10 protein-coding genes and 1 pseudogene are annotated in these 15,698 nt (G+C 73.3%); all 11 read left to right on the plus strand.

Annotation, left to right across the window (positions count from 1 at the left end; genetic code table 11):
* Positions 1-142 precede the first annotated feature (142 nt).
* Entirely contained in the window at positions 143-1,900 is a 1,758-nt protein-coding gene (gene recN / locus H4W31_RS23505; RefSeq protein ID WP_192772333.1) for a DNA repair protein RecN, read from the plus strand.
* Positions 1,901-2,077: 177 nt separating this feature from the next.
* Entirely contained in the window at positions 2,078-3,256 is a 1,179-nt protein-coding gene (gene steA, locus H4W31_RS23510; protein ID WP_192768632.1) for a putative cytokinetic ring protein SteA, read from the plus strand.
* Positions 3,257-3,304: 48 nt separating this feature from the next.
* Positions 3,305-4,240, plus strand: a complete 936-nt coding sequence (locus tag H4W31_RS23515) for a copper transporter (RefSeq protein WP_192768633.1) — start codon at positions 3,305-3,307, stop codon at positions 4,238-4,240.
* Positions 4,237-5,124: a hypothetical protein gene (locus H4W31_RS23520; RefSeq protein ID WP_192768634.1), complete on the plus strand. Its 888-nt coding sequence runs from the start codon at positions 4,237-4,239 to the stop codon at positions 5,122-5,124. The genes H4W31_RS23515 and H4W31_RS23520 overlap by 4 nt, the downstream gene beginning before the upstream one ends.
* A 1-nt stretch (position 5,125) precedes the next feature.
* The gene (gene murJ, locus H4W31_RS23525; protein ID WP_192768635.1) at positions 5,126-6,889 is read left to right on the plus strand and encodes a murein biosynthesis integral membrane protein MurJ; all 1,764 of its coding nucleotides are present in this window, start codon (positions 5,126-5,128) and stop codon (positions 6,887-6,889) included.
* Between the two features lie 61 nt (positions 6,890-6,950).
* Positions 6,951-8,102, plus strand: a complete 1,152-nt coding sequence (locus H4W31_RS23530; protein WP_192768636.1) for a glycosyltransferase family 4 protein — start codon at positions 6,951-6,953, stop codon at positions 8,100-8,102.
* The gene (locus H4W31_RS23535; protein ID WP_225945641.1) at positions 8,102-10,501 is read left to right on the plus strand and encodes a hypothetical protein; all 2,400 of its coding nucleotides are present in this window, start codon (positions 8,102-8,104) and stop codon (positions 10,499-10,501) included. The genes H4W31_RS23530 and H4W31_RS23535 overlap by 1 nt, the downstream gene beginning before the upstream one ends.
* A 147-nt stretch (positions 10,502-10,648) precedes the next feature.
* A pseudogene (locus tag H4W31_RS23540) lies at positions 10,649-12,397 on the plus strand (CTP synthase); the annotation flags it as partial.
* Between the two features lie 106 nt (positions 12,398-12,503).
* The gene (locus H4W31_RS23545) at positions 12,504-13,112 is read left to right on the plus strand and encodes an NUDIX hydrolase (RefSeq protein WP_318783365.1); all 609 of its coding nucleotides are present in this window, start codon (positions 12,504-12,506) and stop codon (positions 13,110-13,112) included.
* Positions 13,113-13,470: 358 nt separating this feature from the next.
* Complete coding sequence (gene ald, locus H4W31_RS23550) at positions 13,471-14,586, plus strand: alanine dehydrogenase (RefSeq protein WP_192768638.1); 1,116 nt, start codon at positions 13,471-13,473, stop codon at positions 14,584-14,586.
* Positions 14,587-14,647: 61 nt separating this feature from the next.
* Positions 14,648-15,640, plus strand: coding sequence for a site-specific tyrosine recombinase XerD (locus tag H4W31_RS23555; protein WP_225947026.1), 993 nt, complete (start codon positions 14,648-14,650; stop codon positions 15,638-15,640).
* The last annotated feature ends 58 nt before the right edge of the window (positions 15,641-15,698 follow it).

Below are 15,698 nucleotides of genomic sequence, written 5' to 3' on the forward strand. Positions count from 1 at the left end.
CGGCCGAACGCGGAGCGGCCCGTGCCGCGGCGTGGGCGGGTCGCGGGGCGGGCGCCGGCTCGGCGATCAGACGGTCGGCCCGACGATCGAAGATGCGCGCCGGGTGGTCAAGTGTCGGGGCACGCTACTACTGTCGGTGGCTGTGCTGGAAGAGCTGCGCATCACCGGGCTGGGCGTCATCGAGGACACCGTACTGCTGCTTACCGGCGGTATGAACGTCATCACGGGCGAGACCGGCGCCGGTAAGACAATGGTGGTGACCGGTCTCGGCCTGCTCTTCGGAGGGCGGGCCGACGCGGGTCGGGTGCGTGCCGACCCTGGCCGTGCCGGCGTCGAGGGGCGGCTGCGGCTGGCCGGTAACGTCGCGACCGCCGTACACGCCCGGATCACCGATGCCGGTGGCGAGCCCGACGACGACGGATCCGTGCTGCTCAGCCGTACCGTCACCGTCGAGGGGCGGTCCCGGGCACACGTGGCGGGCCGGAGCATGCCGGTGTCGATGCTGGCCGAGATCGGCGAGCAGGTGTTGGCCGTACACGGCCAGTCGGACCAGCTCCGGCTGCTCCGGCCGGCCGAGCAGCGGGCCTCGCTGGACCGGTTCGGCGGGCCGGAGCACGAGAAGCTGTTGGACAGCCTGCGTGAGTCGTACGCGAGGTGGCGGCGGGTCTCGGACGACCTGGCCGACCGGCGGCGCAACGCGCGCGAGCGCAACCAGGAGGCCGACCTGTTGCGGCTGGGCCTGGACGAGATCACCCGGGTGGACCCGCAGCCGGGCGAGGACGAGGACCTCAAGGCCGAGGCGCAGCGCCTGGAGCACGCGGAGGGCCTGCGTACCGCCGCGCAGACGGCACAGCACTGCGTCGCGGGCGCCGCGGAGCCGGCCGACGAGGCCGCCGACGTGACCACCCTGCTTGGGCACGCCCGGCGCACCCTGGAGGCCCAGGCGAGCGTGGACCGTACCCTCGGCGTTCTGGCGGCCCGGCTCGAGGAGATGGCGACCCTCGTCGACGACGTCGCGGCGGAACTCTCCAGCTACCTCGCCGCGCTCGACGCCGATCCGGCCAGGCTGGAGGTCATCTACGAGCGGCGGGCCGCGCTGCGCGGCCTGACCCGGAAGTACGCCGACGACGTCGACGGGGTGATCGCCTGGGCGGACCGGGCCCGGAACCGGCTGTCCGAGCTGGACAACTCCGACGAGCTGCTCGACGAGCTGGACCGGGAGCGGCAGCGGTTGGCCGGCGAGGTCACCGAGTTGGCTTCCCGACTCTCCGCGGCCCGCCGCGAGGCGGCCACCAGATTCGCGGCGCAGGTGACGGCCGAGCTCGCCGGGCTGGCGATGCCGCACGCCCGGATCGAGGTGGCGGTGCTGCCCCGGCCGGTCGGTCGGGCCGAGCCGACGCTCACCATCGACGGCGTCGAGGTGGGGATCGGGCCGGACGGCGCGGACGAGGTCGAGCTGCGGTTGCTGGCCCATCCCGGTGCTCCGGCGCTGCCGTTGCAACGAGGCGCCTCCGGCGGCGAACTGTCCCGGGTGATGCTCGCCATCGAGGTGGTCTTCGCCGGCTCCGGTGGGCCGCCGACGCTGGTCTTCGACGAGGTCGACGCGGGGGTCGGTGGACAGGCCGCGGTGGAGATCGGACGTCGGCTGGCCCGGTTGGCCCGCAGCCACCAGGTACTGGTGGTGACACACCTGCCGCAGGTGGCCGCGTTCGCGGACCGGCATCTGGTGGTGGCCAAGGACACCGGCGGTGCGGTGACCACCAGCGGCGTGCGGGTGGTCGAGGACACCGACCGGGCCCGTGAACTGGCCCGGATGCTGGCTGGTTTGCCCGACTCCGATCTGGGTATCGCACACGCCGAGGAACTTCTGGCCGTGGCGGCCCGGGAGCGCCGTGGGTGAGGTTGCGGATTGACGGAGGTCGTGTCCGGCGAGCGGTGGCCACGTTCCGTGGTACCGAATCGAAGGGTGTGACGCCCGCCACACCCGGCCGGGCATGAGTATGGTTCCCTTGGGGTGGCGGCCCTGCTCAGGCATGTCGCGACAGAAAGCTCTGCCCCACGTGCCAGGATGGTCAGGATGCGTTTACCCACGTTACGCCGGGCCCGGAGCGCGGAACCGGGCAAAGTTGTCGGCACCGCGCGCCTCGACCGCCGGACGAAGCGCCTGGTCAGCCGGCTGCGTCCGGGTGACATCGCGGTCATCGACCATGTCGACCTGGACCGGGTGGCGGCCGACTCGCTGGTGGCGGTCGGCGTCGCGGCGGTGCTCAATGCCAAGCCGTCGGTCTCCGGTCGCTATCCGAACCTCGGGCCGGAGGTGTTGATCAAGGCGGGGATCCCCCTCCTCGACGATCTCGGCGAGGGCGTCTTCCAGCAGATCCGGGAAGGCGACACGGTCCGGATCGACGGCAACACCGTGCTCGTGGGCGAGGAACCGGTCGGGCACGGCAGCCGGCAGGACGCCGAGACCGTGGCCAAGGCCATGGCCGACGCCCGGGAAGGGCTGTCGGTGCAGTTGGAGGCGTTCGCCGCCAACACCATGGAGTACCTCAAACAGGAGCGCGAGCTGCTGCTCGACGGCGTCGGCGTACCCGATGTCGACACCCCGATCCGGGGACGGCACTGCCTGATCGTGGTCCGGGGGTACGACTACAAGGCCGACCTCGACGTGCTGCGCCCGTACATCCGGGAGTTCAAGCCGGTGCTGATCGGGGTCGACGGCGGAGCGGACGCGCTGGTCGAGGCGGGATACACGCCGGACCTGATCATCGGCGACATGGACTCCGTCACCGACGACGTGCTGCGCTGCGGTGCCGAGGTGATCGTGCACGCCTACCCCGACGGGCGGGCGCCGGGACTGGCCCGGGTGAACGGCCTCGGGGTCACCGCACAGACCTTCCCGGCCGCCGCCACCAGCGAGGACCTGGCGATGTTGCTGGCCGACGGGAAGGGCGCCTCGCTTCTCGTCGCGGTGGGTACGCACGCGACCCTCGTCGAGTTCCTGGACAAGGGCCGGGGCGGAATGGCCTCCACCTTCCTCACCCGGCTCAAGGTCGGCGGCAAGCTGGTCGACGCCAAGGGCGTGAGCCGGCTCTACCGGCAGAGCATCTCCGGATCCTCCCTGCTGCTGCTGGTCCTCTCGGCACTGGCCGCGATGGCGTCCGCCGTCGCCGTCTCCACCGTCGGCAAGGCGTACCTCGGAGTGGCCTCCGAATGGTGGGACAATCTGGTGTTCCAACTTGAACAGCTCTTCTAAGCCCAGACTGCTGTCTTCTCGGCCCCCACTGATCAAGAGGCGTTCGTCGTGATCAATTTTCGGTACCACGTGGTCTCGCTCACCGCGGTGTTCCTGGCTCTGGCGATCGGCCTGGTCGTCGGCACCGCGGCACTGAACGGCCCGGTCGCCGACTCGCTCAAGGAGCGGGTCAGCGGGCTGAGCAAGAGCAACGAACAGCTGCGCGAATCGGTGAACAGCCTGGAGACCGAGGTCAAGCGCGAGGAGGACTTCGTCACCGAGGCCGCACCGCACATGCTCAAGGGCACCCTCGCCGGCCGGCGCGTCCTGCTGTTCGTCCTGCCCAGTGGGGAGGAGCACGCCGAGGGGGTGACCGAGATGGCGCGGCTGGCCGGAGCCTCGATCACCGGGCAGGTCAACATCCAGGAGAAGTTCATCCACCCCGACAACAACTTCGTGTTGCTGGGCGTGGCGGCCAAGGCGGCCAGACCCACGATCCCCGACGTCGGGCTGCCCGGCAGCGACGGCGTGGAGAAGTCCAGTGCGCTGCTGGCCAGCGCCCTGCTGGACCGGCCGGAGGGCGGCTCGCTGGTGACCGACGCGGACCGGCGGGCGGTGCTGGACGACTACAGCGAGGCCGGCTACCTGACCGTGAAGGACAAGATCAGCGGACCCGCCGAGGCGGTCGTGATCGTCAGCGGGCAGTCCTACGTCGATCGGGAGGCGGCGAAGAAGGACGCCTCGGTGGTCCGGCTGGCCGACCAGCTCGACAAGGCCGCCGTGGCCGTGGTCGCGGGCAGCGGCAGCAGCGGCGGCAACCTCGTCGCGGAGGTACGCCGGGATCCGGCCCTCTCCAAGAGCATCTCGACCGTCGACAACGCCAACACCGTGGCCGGCCAGGTCGTCACCGCCCTGTCGCTCGGCCGGCAGTTCGCGGACAAGCAGGCCGGGGCGTTCGGCGTCGGCGCCGGTGCCGAATCCCTGCTGCCGGAACTGCCCGAGTGACGGCGAGGAGGAGGGGCGCCCGCCGCCGGGCGCTCGGCGTCGGCGCGGTACTGGCCGGCGCTGCGCTGCGCGGCGTACTCGCCGGACCGTGGACCGCCCAGTTGCAGCGCACCAACTTCCGGGGCCGCACCGTCACCCTGGCCGCCGGCCCGGCGCTCGCCGCCGCGGCGGCCACCGGTGCCGCCGCGGGCGCACCGAGCCGACCGGCCGCCGCCGCGGCCCTGGTCGCCGGCCTCTCGTCCGGAGCCGTCGGGCTCTACGACGACGTGGTCGGGGCCCGACCGGAGCAGAAGACGGCCAAGGGCTTCGCCGGCCACCTCGCCGCGTTGCGGCAGGGCCGGGTGACCAGTGGCATCGTCAAGATCGCCGGGCTCGGCGCGGCCGGGCTGGCCGCCGCCGCCCTGCTCGCCGCCGATGCGAACGCCCGGTCAGCCGACGGCTCGTCGGCCCGGGGCCGCCGGACCGGCCGGGCCGGCGCAGTGGTGGACGTGCTGCTCGGCGCGGGAGTAATCGCCGGCACCGCGAACCTGGTCAACCTGCTCGACCTGCGACCTGGACGGGCGCTCAAGGCCGGTGTGCTGCTCGGCACACCCCTGCTGCCCGGTCCGACCGGTGGTCTCGCCGCCGGCCCGGTGGGAGCGGCGACCGCGCTGCTTCCCGCCGACCTCGACGAGCGGGTGATGCTCGGCGACAGCGGGGCGAACGCGCTCGGCGCGCTGCTGGGCGTGGCGCTGGCCGCCCGTACCGGGCCGGTCGGCCGGGCCGCCGCGCTGGCGGCGATCGCCGCGCTCACCGCCGCCAGCGAGAAGGTCAGCTTCAGCCAGGTGATCCAGAACACCCGGGGGCTGCGCGAACTGGACGCCCTGGGCCGGCGACACTCCTGACGTGGGAACGCCGGCACCCCTTGCCGGCGCCGGTCGCGTTGCCGGCGCCGCTGCGCTGATCGCCGTACTCACCGTGGTCAGTCGACTGGTCGGGTTCGGGCGTACCGGGATCTTCACCTGGGTGATGGGGGAGAAGAGCGACCTCGGTGGCATGTACGTGGTGGCGAACAGCATCCCGAACATCGTCTTCGAGATCGTCGCCGGTGGGGCGCTGGCCAGTCTCGTCGTACCGCTGCTGGCCGGTGCGGTCGCGGCCGGGGACCGGGCGGCGGTGTCGGCGACCACCGGAGTCCTGCTCACCTGGGCGGTGACCCTGCTCGTGCCGCTCGCCGTGCTGGTGGCGGTCTTCGCCGAACCGATCGTCGCGCTGACCGCCGATCGGCCCAGCGCTGCCGAGATCGAGGCCGGCGGACGGATGTTGCGGCTCTTCGCGCCACAACTGCCGCTGTACGGGGTCGGCATCGTGCTCACCGGCGTGCTCCAGTCGTACCGGCGGTTCGCCTGGCCGGTCATCGCGCCGCTGCTGTCCAGCGTGACCGTGATCGGGGTGTACCTGGCGTTCGCCGCCGTCGAGGGGGTGCACCCGAGCATCGCCGAGGCCGGCCGGGGCGGCGAGCTGATCCTCTCCGCCGGGACCACCCTCGGGGTGGTGGTCCTCTCCCTGTCGCTGCTGATCCCGCTGCGCCGGCTACGGCTGCGGCCCCGCCCCGGGTACGGGTTCCCCGCCGACGCCCGGGCCAGGGTCGGCGGACTCGCCCTGGCCGGGGCGGTGACCGTGATCGGTCAGCAGATCGCCCTGGTGGTCAGCCTGAACCAGGTCAGTGGGGGGGCGACCGGCGCACCGGTGGTCTTCAACCTCGCCCAGACCGTGTACCTGCTGCCCTGGGCGGTGCTCGCGGTCCCGCTCGCGGTCGCCGCGTATCCGACCCTCGCCGCCGCGCACGCGGCCGGGGACGAGGACGGCTACCGCCGGACGCTGGCGCCGACCGCCCGTCGGGTGCTGCTGTTCAGTTGCCTCGGCGCGGCGGCGCTGGTCGCGACCGCCGAGCCGGTGGCCCAGTTCTTCTGGCCGGGCAGTGGACCGGCCCTGGCCGCCGCCATCGCCGGCTTCGGTCCGGGGCTGCTCGGTTACGGCCTCTTCGCGGTGTTCACCCGGGCCCTGTACGCGCGCGGCGCGGCCCGACCGGCGGCCGCCGCGACCCTCGCCGGCTGGCTCGTGGTGCCACCCGCCGCGATCGGGCTGGCCGCCGCCTTCCCGACCGACTATCGGGTGTTCGCGGTGGGTGTGGCGAATTCGGTCGGCATGCTGGTGTTGGGGATGCTGCTGGCCGTGGTCGTGGTCAGAAGTGCCGGACCATCCGCGCTGACCGGATTCACCAGGTCAGGGCTGGTGGGCCTGCTCGCCGGGACGCTCGCGGCGCTCGTCGGCGCGGCGCTTGCGCACTGGATGCCCGATTTCGGCGGTGGTACCCCGGCGAGAGTTGACGCCCTCCTGCAGGGCATGCTGTCCGGAGTCGCCGTGGGCGTGGTGTTCCTCGCCGTCGCCTATCCGCTGGACCGGCACGACGTCCGTCCGCTGCTGGCGGCGGTGCGGCGCCGACTGCCCGGCAGGGTGGGGCGGGGCGGTGCGGCCAGCGGGCGGAGCGGTTCTGCCGGGCAAGACGGCTTGGCCGGGCAGGGTGGCTCGGCGGGACGGGGCGTCGAGGGCCGGCGGAACACGGCCGGCCCGGGCGAGGACGACGGGAAGGAGCGGGTGTCGCGGTGAGCGAGCGGGGTGGGCCGACCCGACGGGCGGACCGCGCCGAACCGGGCGTACGGGGGATCCGGTGACCGGACCCGCCGTCGGCTGGACCGGTTCGGTCGTCCTGCTGCTCGCGTCCAGCACCGGCGGCGTCGGTCAGCACGTCACCTCGCTGGCCCGGGGGCTGGTCGCCGCTGGCGTGACGGTGACCGTCTGCGGTCCGGCCGCGACCCAGGAGCAGTTCGACTTCACCGCCGTGGGCGCCCGCTTCGTACCGGTGGAGATTCCGGCCAGTCCCACTCCGGCGGATGCCCGGGCGGTCGCCGCCCTGCGCCGGGTGCTCGCCGAGCCGGTCGACGTGGTGCACGCGCACGGGCTGCGGGCCGGTCTGGTCGCGGTGCTGGCCAGGCCGACCGCCCCGGTGGTGGTCACCTGGCACAACGCGGTGCTCGGCGGAGGACTTCGCGGACGGGTGTCCCGGCTCGTCGAACGGATCGTCGCGCGTCGGGCCCGGGTCACGCTCGGCGCCTCCGCCGATCTCGTCGAACGGGCCGCCGCGCTCGGTGCCCCGGACGCCCGACTCGGTGCGGTCGCCGCGCCCACGTTGCCACCGGCCCGGCGGAGCCGCTCGGCGGTACGGGCCGAGTTCGGCGTCGCGCCGGACCAGCCGCTGATCGTCTCGGTCGGTCGGCTGCACCCGCAGAAGCGGTACGACGTGCTGGTGGACGCCGCCGCCCGCTGGCGGGACCTGGATCCGGTACCGGTGGTGGTGATCGCCGGAAGCGGGCCGAGCTACCTCCAGTTGGCGGCCCGGATCTCGGCCGCCCGGGCCCCGGTCAACCTGCTCGGGCACCGCACCGACGTGGCCGAACTGCTCGTCGGCGCCGACCTGGCCCTGGTCACCAGCGACTGGGAGGCCCGGCAACTGTTCGCGCAGGAGGCACTGCGTTCCGGCGTTCCGTTGGTGGCCACCGCCGTCGGCGGCCTGCCCGAGCTGGTGGGTGAGGCGGCCGTACTGGTGCCGCCCGGAAACGTGGACGCGGTCGACCAGGCGGTACGGACGCTGCTCGCCGACGGGGACCGGCGTACCGAACTGGCCCGGCTGGCCGGCGTACAGGCGGCGAGTTGGCCGACCGAGGCGGGGACCGTCGCCACCGTCACCGCCCTGTACCGGGAGCTCGACAGCCAGCTGCCCTCCTCCGGCCGGGAGACCGGCTCGTCGGCGGGGCGGGGCTGATGCTGCGCCGGCTGGTACCCGTCCTGTTGACCGCGGTCGTCGTGGCTCTGGGGGTCGCCGCGCTGGTCATCCGGCCGTCCACCGGAGCGCCGGAGAAGACCGCCGACTACGTGGTGCTGGCCGGCGTACCGGGACTGCGCTGGGACGACGTCGACCCGGTAACCACCCCGACGCTCTGGCGGATGGCCGAGCGCGGTGCGATCGGGTCCCTGTCGGTCCGGTCGGCCCGGCAGCCGACCTGCCCGGTCGACGGCTGGCAGACCCTCGGCGCCGGCAACTTCGCGGCCTGGGACAGCGGTGCGGTGAATGGCCGGTGCCCGGCGCCGGACATCGCCATCGAACAGCCGGACGGGATCAGCGCCAACCTGCCCGACCAACGGGCCACGGTGAGCAACAACCAGGACAGGATGCGCTGGGGTACGGTGCCCGGCGCGCTCGCCGAGTCGGTCCGCTGCACCTACGCGGTCGGTCCCGGTGCCGCCATCGCCGCAGCCCGCCCGTTCGGCCGGGTGGACCGGTACGCCGAGAGCCTGCCGCCCGACCCGACCGGGCCGCTCGCCGACTGCATTCTCAGCATCATCGACCTCGGCACCGTCGCCGGAGACGATCCGGTCATCCGCGCCGCCGCCGCACGCCGGGCCGACGTCACCCTGGCCCGGGTGCTGGCCGCCCGGCCCAAGCAGTCGCTGGTGGTGGTGGCCGGAATCGCCGACACCGACCAGTCGTCGCGGCTGCACGTGGTGGTGGCGGACGGCCCCGGTTGGGAACGGGGCTGGCTCACCTCGCGGAGCACCGGACGGGAGGGCTACCTGCAACTGGTCGACCTGGCACCCACCGCCCTGGCGGCGCTCGGCCGGCCGGCTCCGGAGCAACTCTTCATCGGCCAGCCGGCGACCGTCGTCGAGGACCGCCCGACCGACCTGCCCACGGCGATCGCCGCGCCGGCGGACGCCGACCGGGAGGCTCGGGCCCAACAACGGGTGGCGAGCTGGTTCTTCGCGCTGCTGGCCGGACTGCAGTGCCTGCTCGCGGTGGCCGTCGTGCCGCTGCTACGCCGGGCCCGGCGCCATGCCGGCCCGTCCGGGCCCACGCCGGTGCCCCGACGGGTGGTGGCGACGGTGGAGGTGCTGCTCATCGCCACCGCGCTGGCGATTCCCGCCGCCCTGCTGGCCGACGTGGTGCCGTGGTGGCGGGGGGAGCACGCCGGCATCTACTTCGGGCTGGTGACCGCCGTGGTTCTCGGCGTGGCCACCGCCGCGGTCCGGCTCGCCCGGGCGTACCAGCAGACCTTGTGGCCGTTGGGCAGCGTCGCCGCGCTGGCCGCGCTCATCGTCGGCGCGGACGTGGTCACCGGCGCCCGCCTCCAGCTCAACGGTGTGATCGGTTATTCGGCGCTGGAGGGCGGCCGGTACGCCGGGCTCGGCGTCGTCGGACTCGGCGTCTTCATCGCGGGTAGCCTGCTGACCGCCGGCTGGCTCGCGCAGCGGGTCCGGCGCAGTTGGCGACCGGCGGTCGTCGTCGGGATCGGCGTGCTCGGTGTGATCGTGGTGGGAAGTCCCTACCTCGGCGCCGACGCGGTGGGAGCGGTCGCGTTGACCGCCGGGGTGAGCGTCGCCGCCGCGATCAGCACCGGCGGGTGGCTGACCCTCGGCCGACTGGCCTGGGCCAGCATCGCCGGCCTCGCGGTGACCATCGGGTTCATCGTGCTCGACCTGCGGCAGCCGGCCAACCAGCGCGGCAGCCTGGGCCGGTTCCTCGGCGCCGTCGGTGACGGCACCAGTGGACTCACGGTGCACCGGTCCGGAGCCTCGAACATGGCCGCCCTGGTCGGCAGTCCGTTGACGGTCCTCGCCCTGGTCGGCGTGGTGCTGGTGTGGTTCGCCCTGTTACGCCCCTGGGGTGGGCTCAAACGACTCTTCGGAATCTATCCGGCGGTTCGCGCCGGTATGGCCGGGATCACCGTGGCGACCCTGATCGGCGGGCTGCTCGGTGGGTCCGCGCTCAACGTCGCCGGTGCCGCCGCCGCGCTGACCGTGCCGATGGCCGCCCTCGCCGCGCTGCGGGTGCTGGACCACGCGGCCGACCGGACCATGCCGCCGATGACGTCGTGGCCGGTGGAGCCCGAAGGTTCGGCCGGAAGTTCCGGGCCGGCCGGGGCGGGGGGGCCGCAACCGGCCCCGGACCCGGCCCTGCGGCCCGAACCGGCCCCGGCTGTGGTGACGGGGTCGGACGGGTCCGCCGGGCCCGCAGCGGCGTCGGTACCGCCCTCGTCGGCGCAGGCCGGTCCGGCCGGGTCCACGCCGGCCGCCGGGGCGGCGGCCGAGGCCGGGGACAACCGGCCCGGTACGGCCGAAAAGTCCGGACCGGCGCAGCCGTCCGCAGAGGTGTCGGCGGGCTGATCCGGGCTCCGAGCCGACGTGGGAACGGGTGCGGCCAGCACCTCGGCCAGGGTTGGTGTTACCGTGGAATCCCGTGGATCGCGTAGATCACTTCTCTGATCGGACACCGGTCTGCACCACCGCGACGAACGACCACGGGAGCAGGCCTTGGCCCCATCATCACGTACGACCCGGCACATTTTCGTCACCGGGGGGGTCGCCTCCTCGCTCGGCAAGGGCCTGACCGCCTCCAGCCTCGGGAATCTACTCACCGCACGCGGCCTACGGGTCGTGATGCAGAAGCTCGACCCGTACCTCAACGTCGACCCCGGCACCATGAACCCGTTCCAGCACGGTGAGGTCTTCGTCACCGACGACGGTGCCGAGACCGACCTCGACGTGGGGCACTACGAGCGGTTCCTCGACCGGGCGCTGTCCGGGAAGGCGAACGTCACCACCGGCCAGATCTACTCCGAGGTGATCGCGAAGGAGCGCCGGGGGGAGTACCTCGGAGACACCGTCCAGGTGATCCCGCACATCACGAACGAGATCAAGGCGCGGATCCTGGCGATGGCCGACCCCGACGAGGACGGCCGTACCCCGGACGTCGTCATCACCGAGGTCGGCGGCACCGTCGGCGACATCGAGTCGCTGCCGTTCCTGGAGGCGATCCGGCAGGTCCGGCACGACCTCGGCCGGGACAACTGCTTCTACCTGCACGTGTCCCTGGTGCCCTACCTGGCACCGTCGGGGGAGCTGAAGACCAAGCCGACCCAGCACTCGGTCGCCGCGCTGCGCAACATCGGTATCCAGCCGGACGCGATCGTCTGCCGGTCGGACCGGGAGATTCCCGACAAGCTCAAGCACAAGCTGTCGCTCTACTGCGACGTCGACCGCGAGGCGGTCATCGCCGCTCCGGACGCGCCGAGCATCTACGACATCCCCAAGGTGCTGCACCAGGAAGGGCTGGACGCCTACGTGGTACGCCGGCTCGGGCTCTCCTTCCGGGACGTGTCGTGGCAGAGCTGGGACGACCTGCTCGACCGGGTGCACCATCCGCACCACACGGTCCGGGTCGCGCTGGTCGGCAAGTACGTCGACCTGCCCGACGCGTACCTGTCGGTCAGCGAGGCGATCCGGGCGGCCGGGTTCGGTCACCGGGCCCGGGTCGAGTTGCACTGGGTACCGAGCGACGAGTGCGTGACCCCGTCCGGTGCCGCCAGCGCCCTGGCCGGAGTCGATGGCATCGTCATCCCCGGCGGGTTCGGCGTACGCGGCATCGAGGGCAAGATCGGCGCGGCCCGGTACGCCCGGGAGAACGGCATTCCGATCCTGGGCCTCTGCCTCGGGTTGCAGTGCATGACCATCGAGGTCGCCCGGCACCTGGCTGGGTTGGACGGCGCCAACTCGCTGGAGTTCGACGAGAAGGCCCGGCACCCGGTGATCGCCACCATGGCGGACCAGGAGGACATCGTCGCCGGCAAGGGAGACCTGGGCGGCACGATGCGACTCGGTGCGTACCCGGCGAAGCTGGCCGAGGGCTCACTTGTCGCGCAGGCGTACGGCGACACGGAGGTCAGCGAGCGGCACCGGCACCGGTACGAGGTGAACAACGCCTACCGGGACGCGCTCACCAAGGCCGGCCTGCACATCTCCGGCACCTCGCCGGACGGCCGGCTGGTCGAGTTCGTGGAGCTGGACCGTGCGCAGCACCCGTTCTTCGTGGCGACCCAGGCCCATCCCGAACTGAAGAGCCGGCCGACCCGGCCGCATCCGCTGTTCGCCGCGTTCGTCGCCGCCGTCGTCACGTACTCGGCGGCAGACCAGCTTCCGGTCGAGATGGCGCCGGCCAGTGCGACCGGCGTACCGGAAGCCTCCGGATCGGGGCGGGCGACGGCGCGGAAGTCCGAGTCGGCGGACCCGGCCGACCAGGCCGGCCGCAACGGCCAGGTCCGGGCCGCACGGGCGAGTTCGCCGTCGTGACCGGCGCACCGGAGGCGGCGGGCCCGGCGGCGGTGTCGAGGTGAGCGTTCCGGCCGGCGGGCACGACTACGAGGTGCGCGGCCGGCAGGAGCGGTTCCACGGCAAGATCTTCTCCGTGGTCACCGACCAGGTGACGATGCCGGGCGGCCGGGTGGTGGCCCGGGACTACGTGCGACACATCGGGGCGGTGGGCGTGCTCGCCCTCGACGACCGGGGACAGGTCGTGCTGATCCGGCAGTACCGGCACCCGCTCCGCCGGGTGATCTGGGAGTTGCCCGCCGGACTGGTCGACGTCGCGGGGGAGGCCCTGCCGGCCAGTGCGCTGCGGGAACTCGGCGAGGAGGCCGACCTCGTCGCGGGTCGGCTCGACCTGCTGGTCGACGTGCACACGTCGCCGGGGTACTCGGACGAGATGATCCGGATCTTCCTGGCCCGGGAGCTGTCGGAGCTGCCACCGGACCGGCGGCACGAGCGCCTGGACGAGGAGGCGGAACTGGAGGTCGTCCGGGTCGACCTGGACGACGCGGTCTCGATGGTGCTGGCCGGCGAGATCACCAACGTGGCCTGCGTGACCGGGGTACTCGCCGCGGCGCGTGCCCGGGACCGTGGCTGGTCCGGACTCCGCCCGGCCGACTCGCCGCTGCCGTGACCCGGTCGCCCGGGCTGTCCCGTCCGGTGGGCGCCGTGCCGCCCGCCGGGACGGAACGGTGCCGGGCGCCGGGCGGTGCCGGGCGCCGGGCGGTGCCGGGCGCCGGGCGGTGCCGAGGCGGATGACCGGACCGCACCCGGGCCACCGCGGCGCTGTCCGACTGGGGACGGAGGGTTTGGCGCGTCGGATCGGCTGACATACCGTCAAGGTTGCCGGTTACCCGCTGTCACAGTGCTGGCTGTCCGGTCAGCGGCGTGGTCCTAGACTTCCGCGGGCGGGACGGTGGCCGCGGCGGCAACGGAGCCGCCACGCGTCGCGCGGTCGGGGTCGGCAGCCCCGGAGAGAGGTGTCTGGAATCGTGAAGGTCGGAATTCCCCGCGAGATCAAGAACCGCGAGTACCGGGTGGCCATCACCCCGGCCGGGGTGCACGAGTTCGTTCGCGCCGGCCACGAGGTGTTCGTGGAGACCGGTGCCGGCGTCGGTTCGTCGATCAGCGACGACGAGTTCACGGCGGCCGGTGCCACGATTCTGGGTGGCCCGGACGACGTGTGGGGCACCGCGGAACTGGTCCTCAAGGTCAAGGAGCCGATCGCCGAGGAGTACCACCGGATGCGCGAGGGGCAGGTTCTCTTCACCTACCTGCACCTGGCCGCCGCCAAGGCGTGCACCGACGCGTTGCTGGACCGGAAGGTGACCGGGATCGCGTACGAGACCGTCGAGCTGCCGGACCGGTCGTTGCCGCTGCTCGCCCCGATGTCCGAGGTCGCCGGCCGGTTGGCGCCGCAGGTGGGCGCGTACCACCTGATGCGCAGCGGGGGCGGGCGCGGGGTGCTGATGGGCGGGGTCTCCGGCGTCTACGCCGCCAAGACCGTCGTGATCGGTGCCGGGGTCTCCGGCCGGAACGCGGCGGCGATCGCGCTCGGTCTGCAGGCCGAGGTGCTGCTGCTGGACCGGGCCGTCGGGCAGTTGCGTCAGGCCGACGCGATCTACCGGGGGCATCTCCAGACGGTGGCGTCGAACACGTACGAGATCGAACGGGCCGTCCTCGACGCCGACCTGGTGATCGGCGCGGTGCTGGTACCCGGTGCCAAGGCACCCACCCTGATCAGCAACGACCTCGTCTCCCGGATGAAGCCGGGCAGCGTGCTCGTCGACATCTCGATCGACCAGGGCGGCTGCTTCGAGGACTCGCGGCCGACCACGCACGACGAGCCGGTCTACCCGGTGCACAACTCGCTCTTCTACTGCGTAGCGAACATGCCCGGTGCGGTCCCGCACACCAGCACGTACGCGCTGACCAACGTCACCCTGCCGTACGCGCTGGAACTGGCCAACCGGGGCTGGCGCGAGGCACTGCGCCGGGACCCGGCCCTGGCGCTGGGCCTGAACACCCACGATGGACAGGTCACCTACGGCCCGGTCGCCGAGGCGCACGGGATGGGCGTCCTGCCCCTGGCGGACGCCCTCGGATGAGGCGCGCGGCGGGTGGCCCCGGAACGCCGTGGGCAGCGGCTCCGGACGACGGGGCGTAGCGCTGACCGGGGAGCCGGATCCGGCCGGTGACGGGCCCGAACCGTCGCCGGCCCTGCGGCGTGCCGTGCGTGGCTACCTCGACCACCTCACCGTCGAGCGCGGGCTGTCGACCAACACGCTCTCGTCGTACCGGCGGGATCTGGAGCGGTATCTGGCGACGCTGGCCGCGGGCGGTGTCGAGGACCTGGCGGCGGTCGGGTCGGCGGAGATCGCCGGGCACGTGGCCCGGTTGCGGGCGGGCGACGACGGTCGTCCGCCGCTCGCCGCGGCCTCCGCCGCCCGGGCCGCCAGCGCGGTCCGCGGCCTGCACCGCTTCGCGGTCCGCGAGGGCCTGGTCGGCCAGGACGCCAGCCGGGACGTACGGCCGCCGGTCCCGCCCCGCCGGCTGCCCCGGGCGCTCGACGTGACCGAGGTGGTGCGACTGCTGGAGACGGCGGGAACGGGTACGGCGACGGGACCCCGGGCCGCGTTGCCGCTGCGGGACCGGGCACTGCTGGAATTCCTGTACGGCACGGGCGCGCGGATCTCCGAGGCCGTCGGCGCGGCCGTCGACGACCTGGATCTGGTGGACGGGTCGGTGCTGCTGCACGGCAAGGGTGGCCGGAGCCGACTGGTTCCGGTCGGTGGGTACGCCGCCGAGGCGCTGCGCGCCTATCTGGTCCGGGCCCGGCCGATGCTCGCCGCCGCCGGCCGGGGCGTCCCGACGGTCTTCCTCAACGCCCGGGGCGGCCCACTGTCCCGGCAGAGCGCCTGGACCATCCTGCGCGGGGCCGCCGGGCGGGCCGGGCTGCCGGTGGACGGGCCGGGGGCGGTGTCCCCACACACCCTGCGGCACTCGTACGCCACCCATCTGCTCGACGGCGGCGCGGACGTCCGGGTGGTGCAGGAACTGCTCGGCCACGCGTCGGTCACCACCACCCAGGTCTACACGCTGGTGACGGTGGAGCGGCTCAGGGAGGTCTACGCCACCGCGCATCCCCGGGCGCGTGACTGAACGCGTCATCCGGCCGTCGCCTCCGCCGAACGTCCATGCTGGCTTTCCGCCGGGTCGA

The sequence above is a fragment of the Plantactinospora soyae genome (assembly GCF_014874095.1).
GTDB lineage: Bacteria > Actinomycetota > Actinomycetes > Mycobacteriales > Micromonosporaceae > Plantactinospora > Plantactinospora soyae.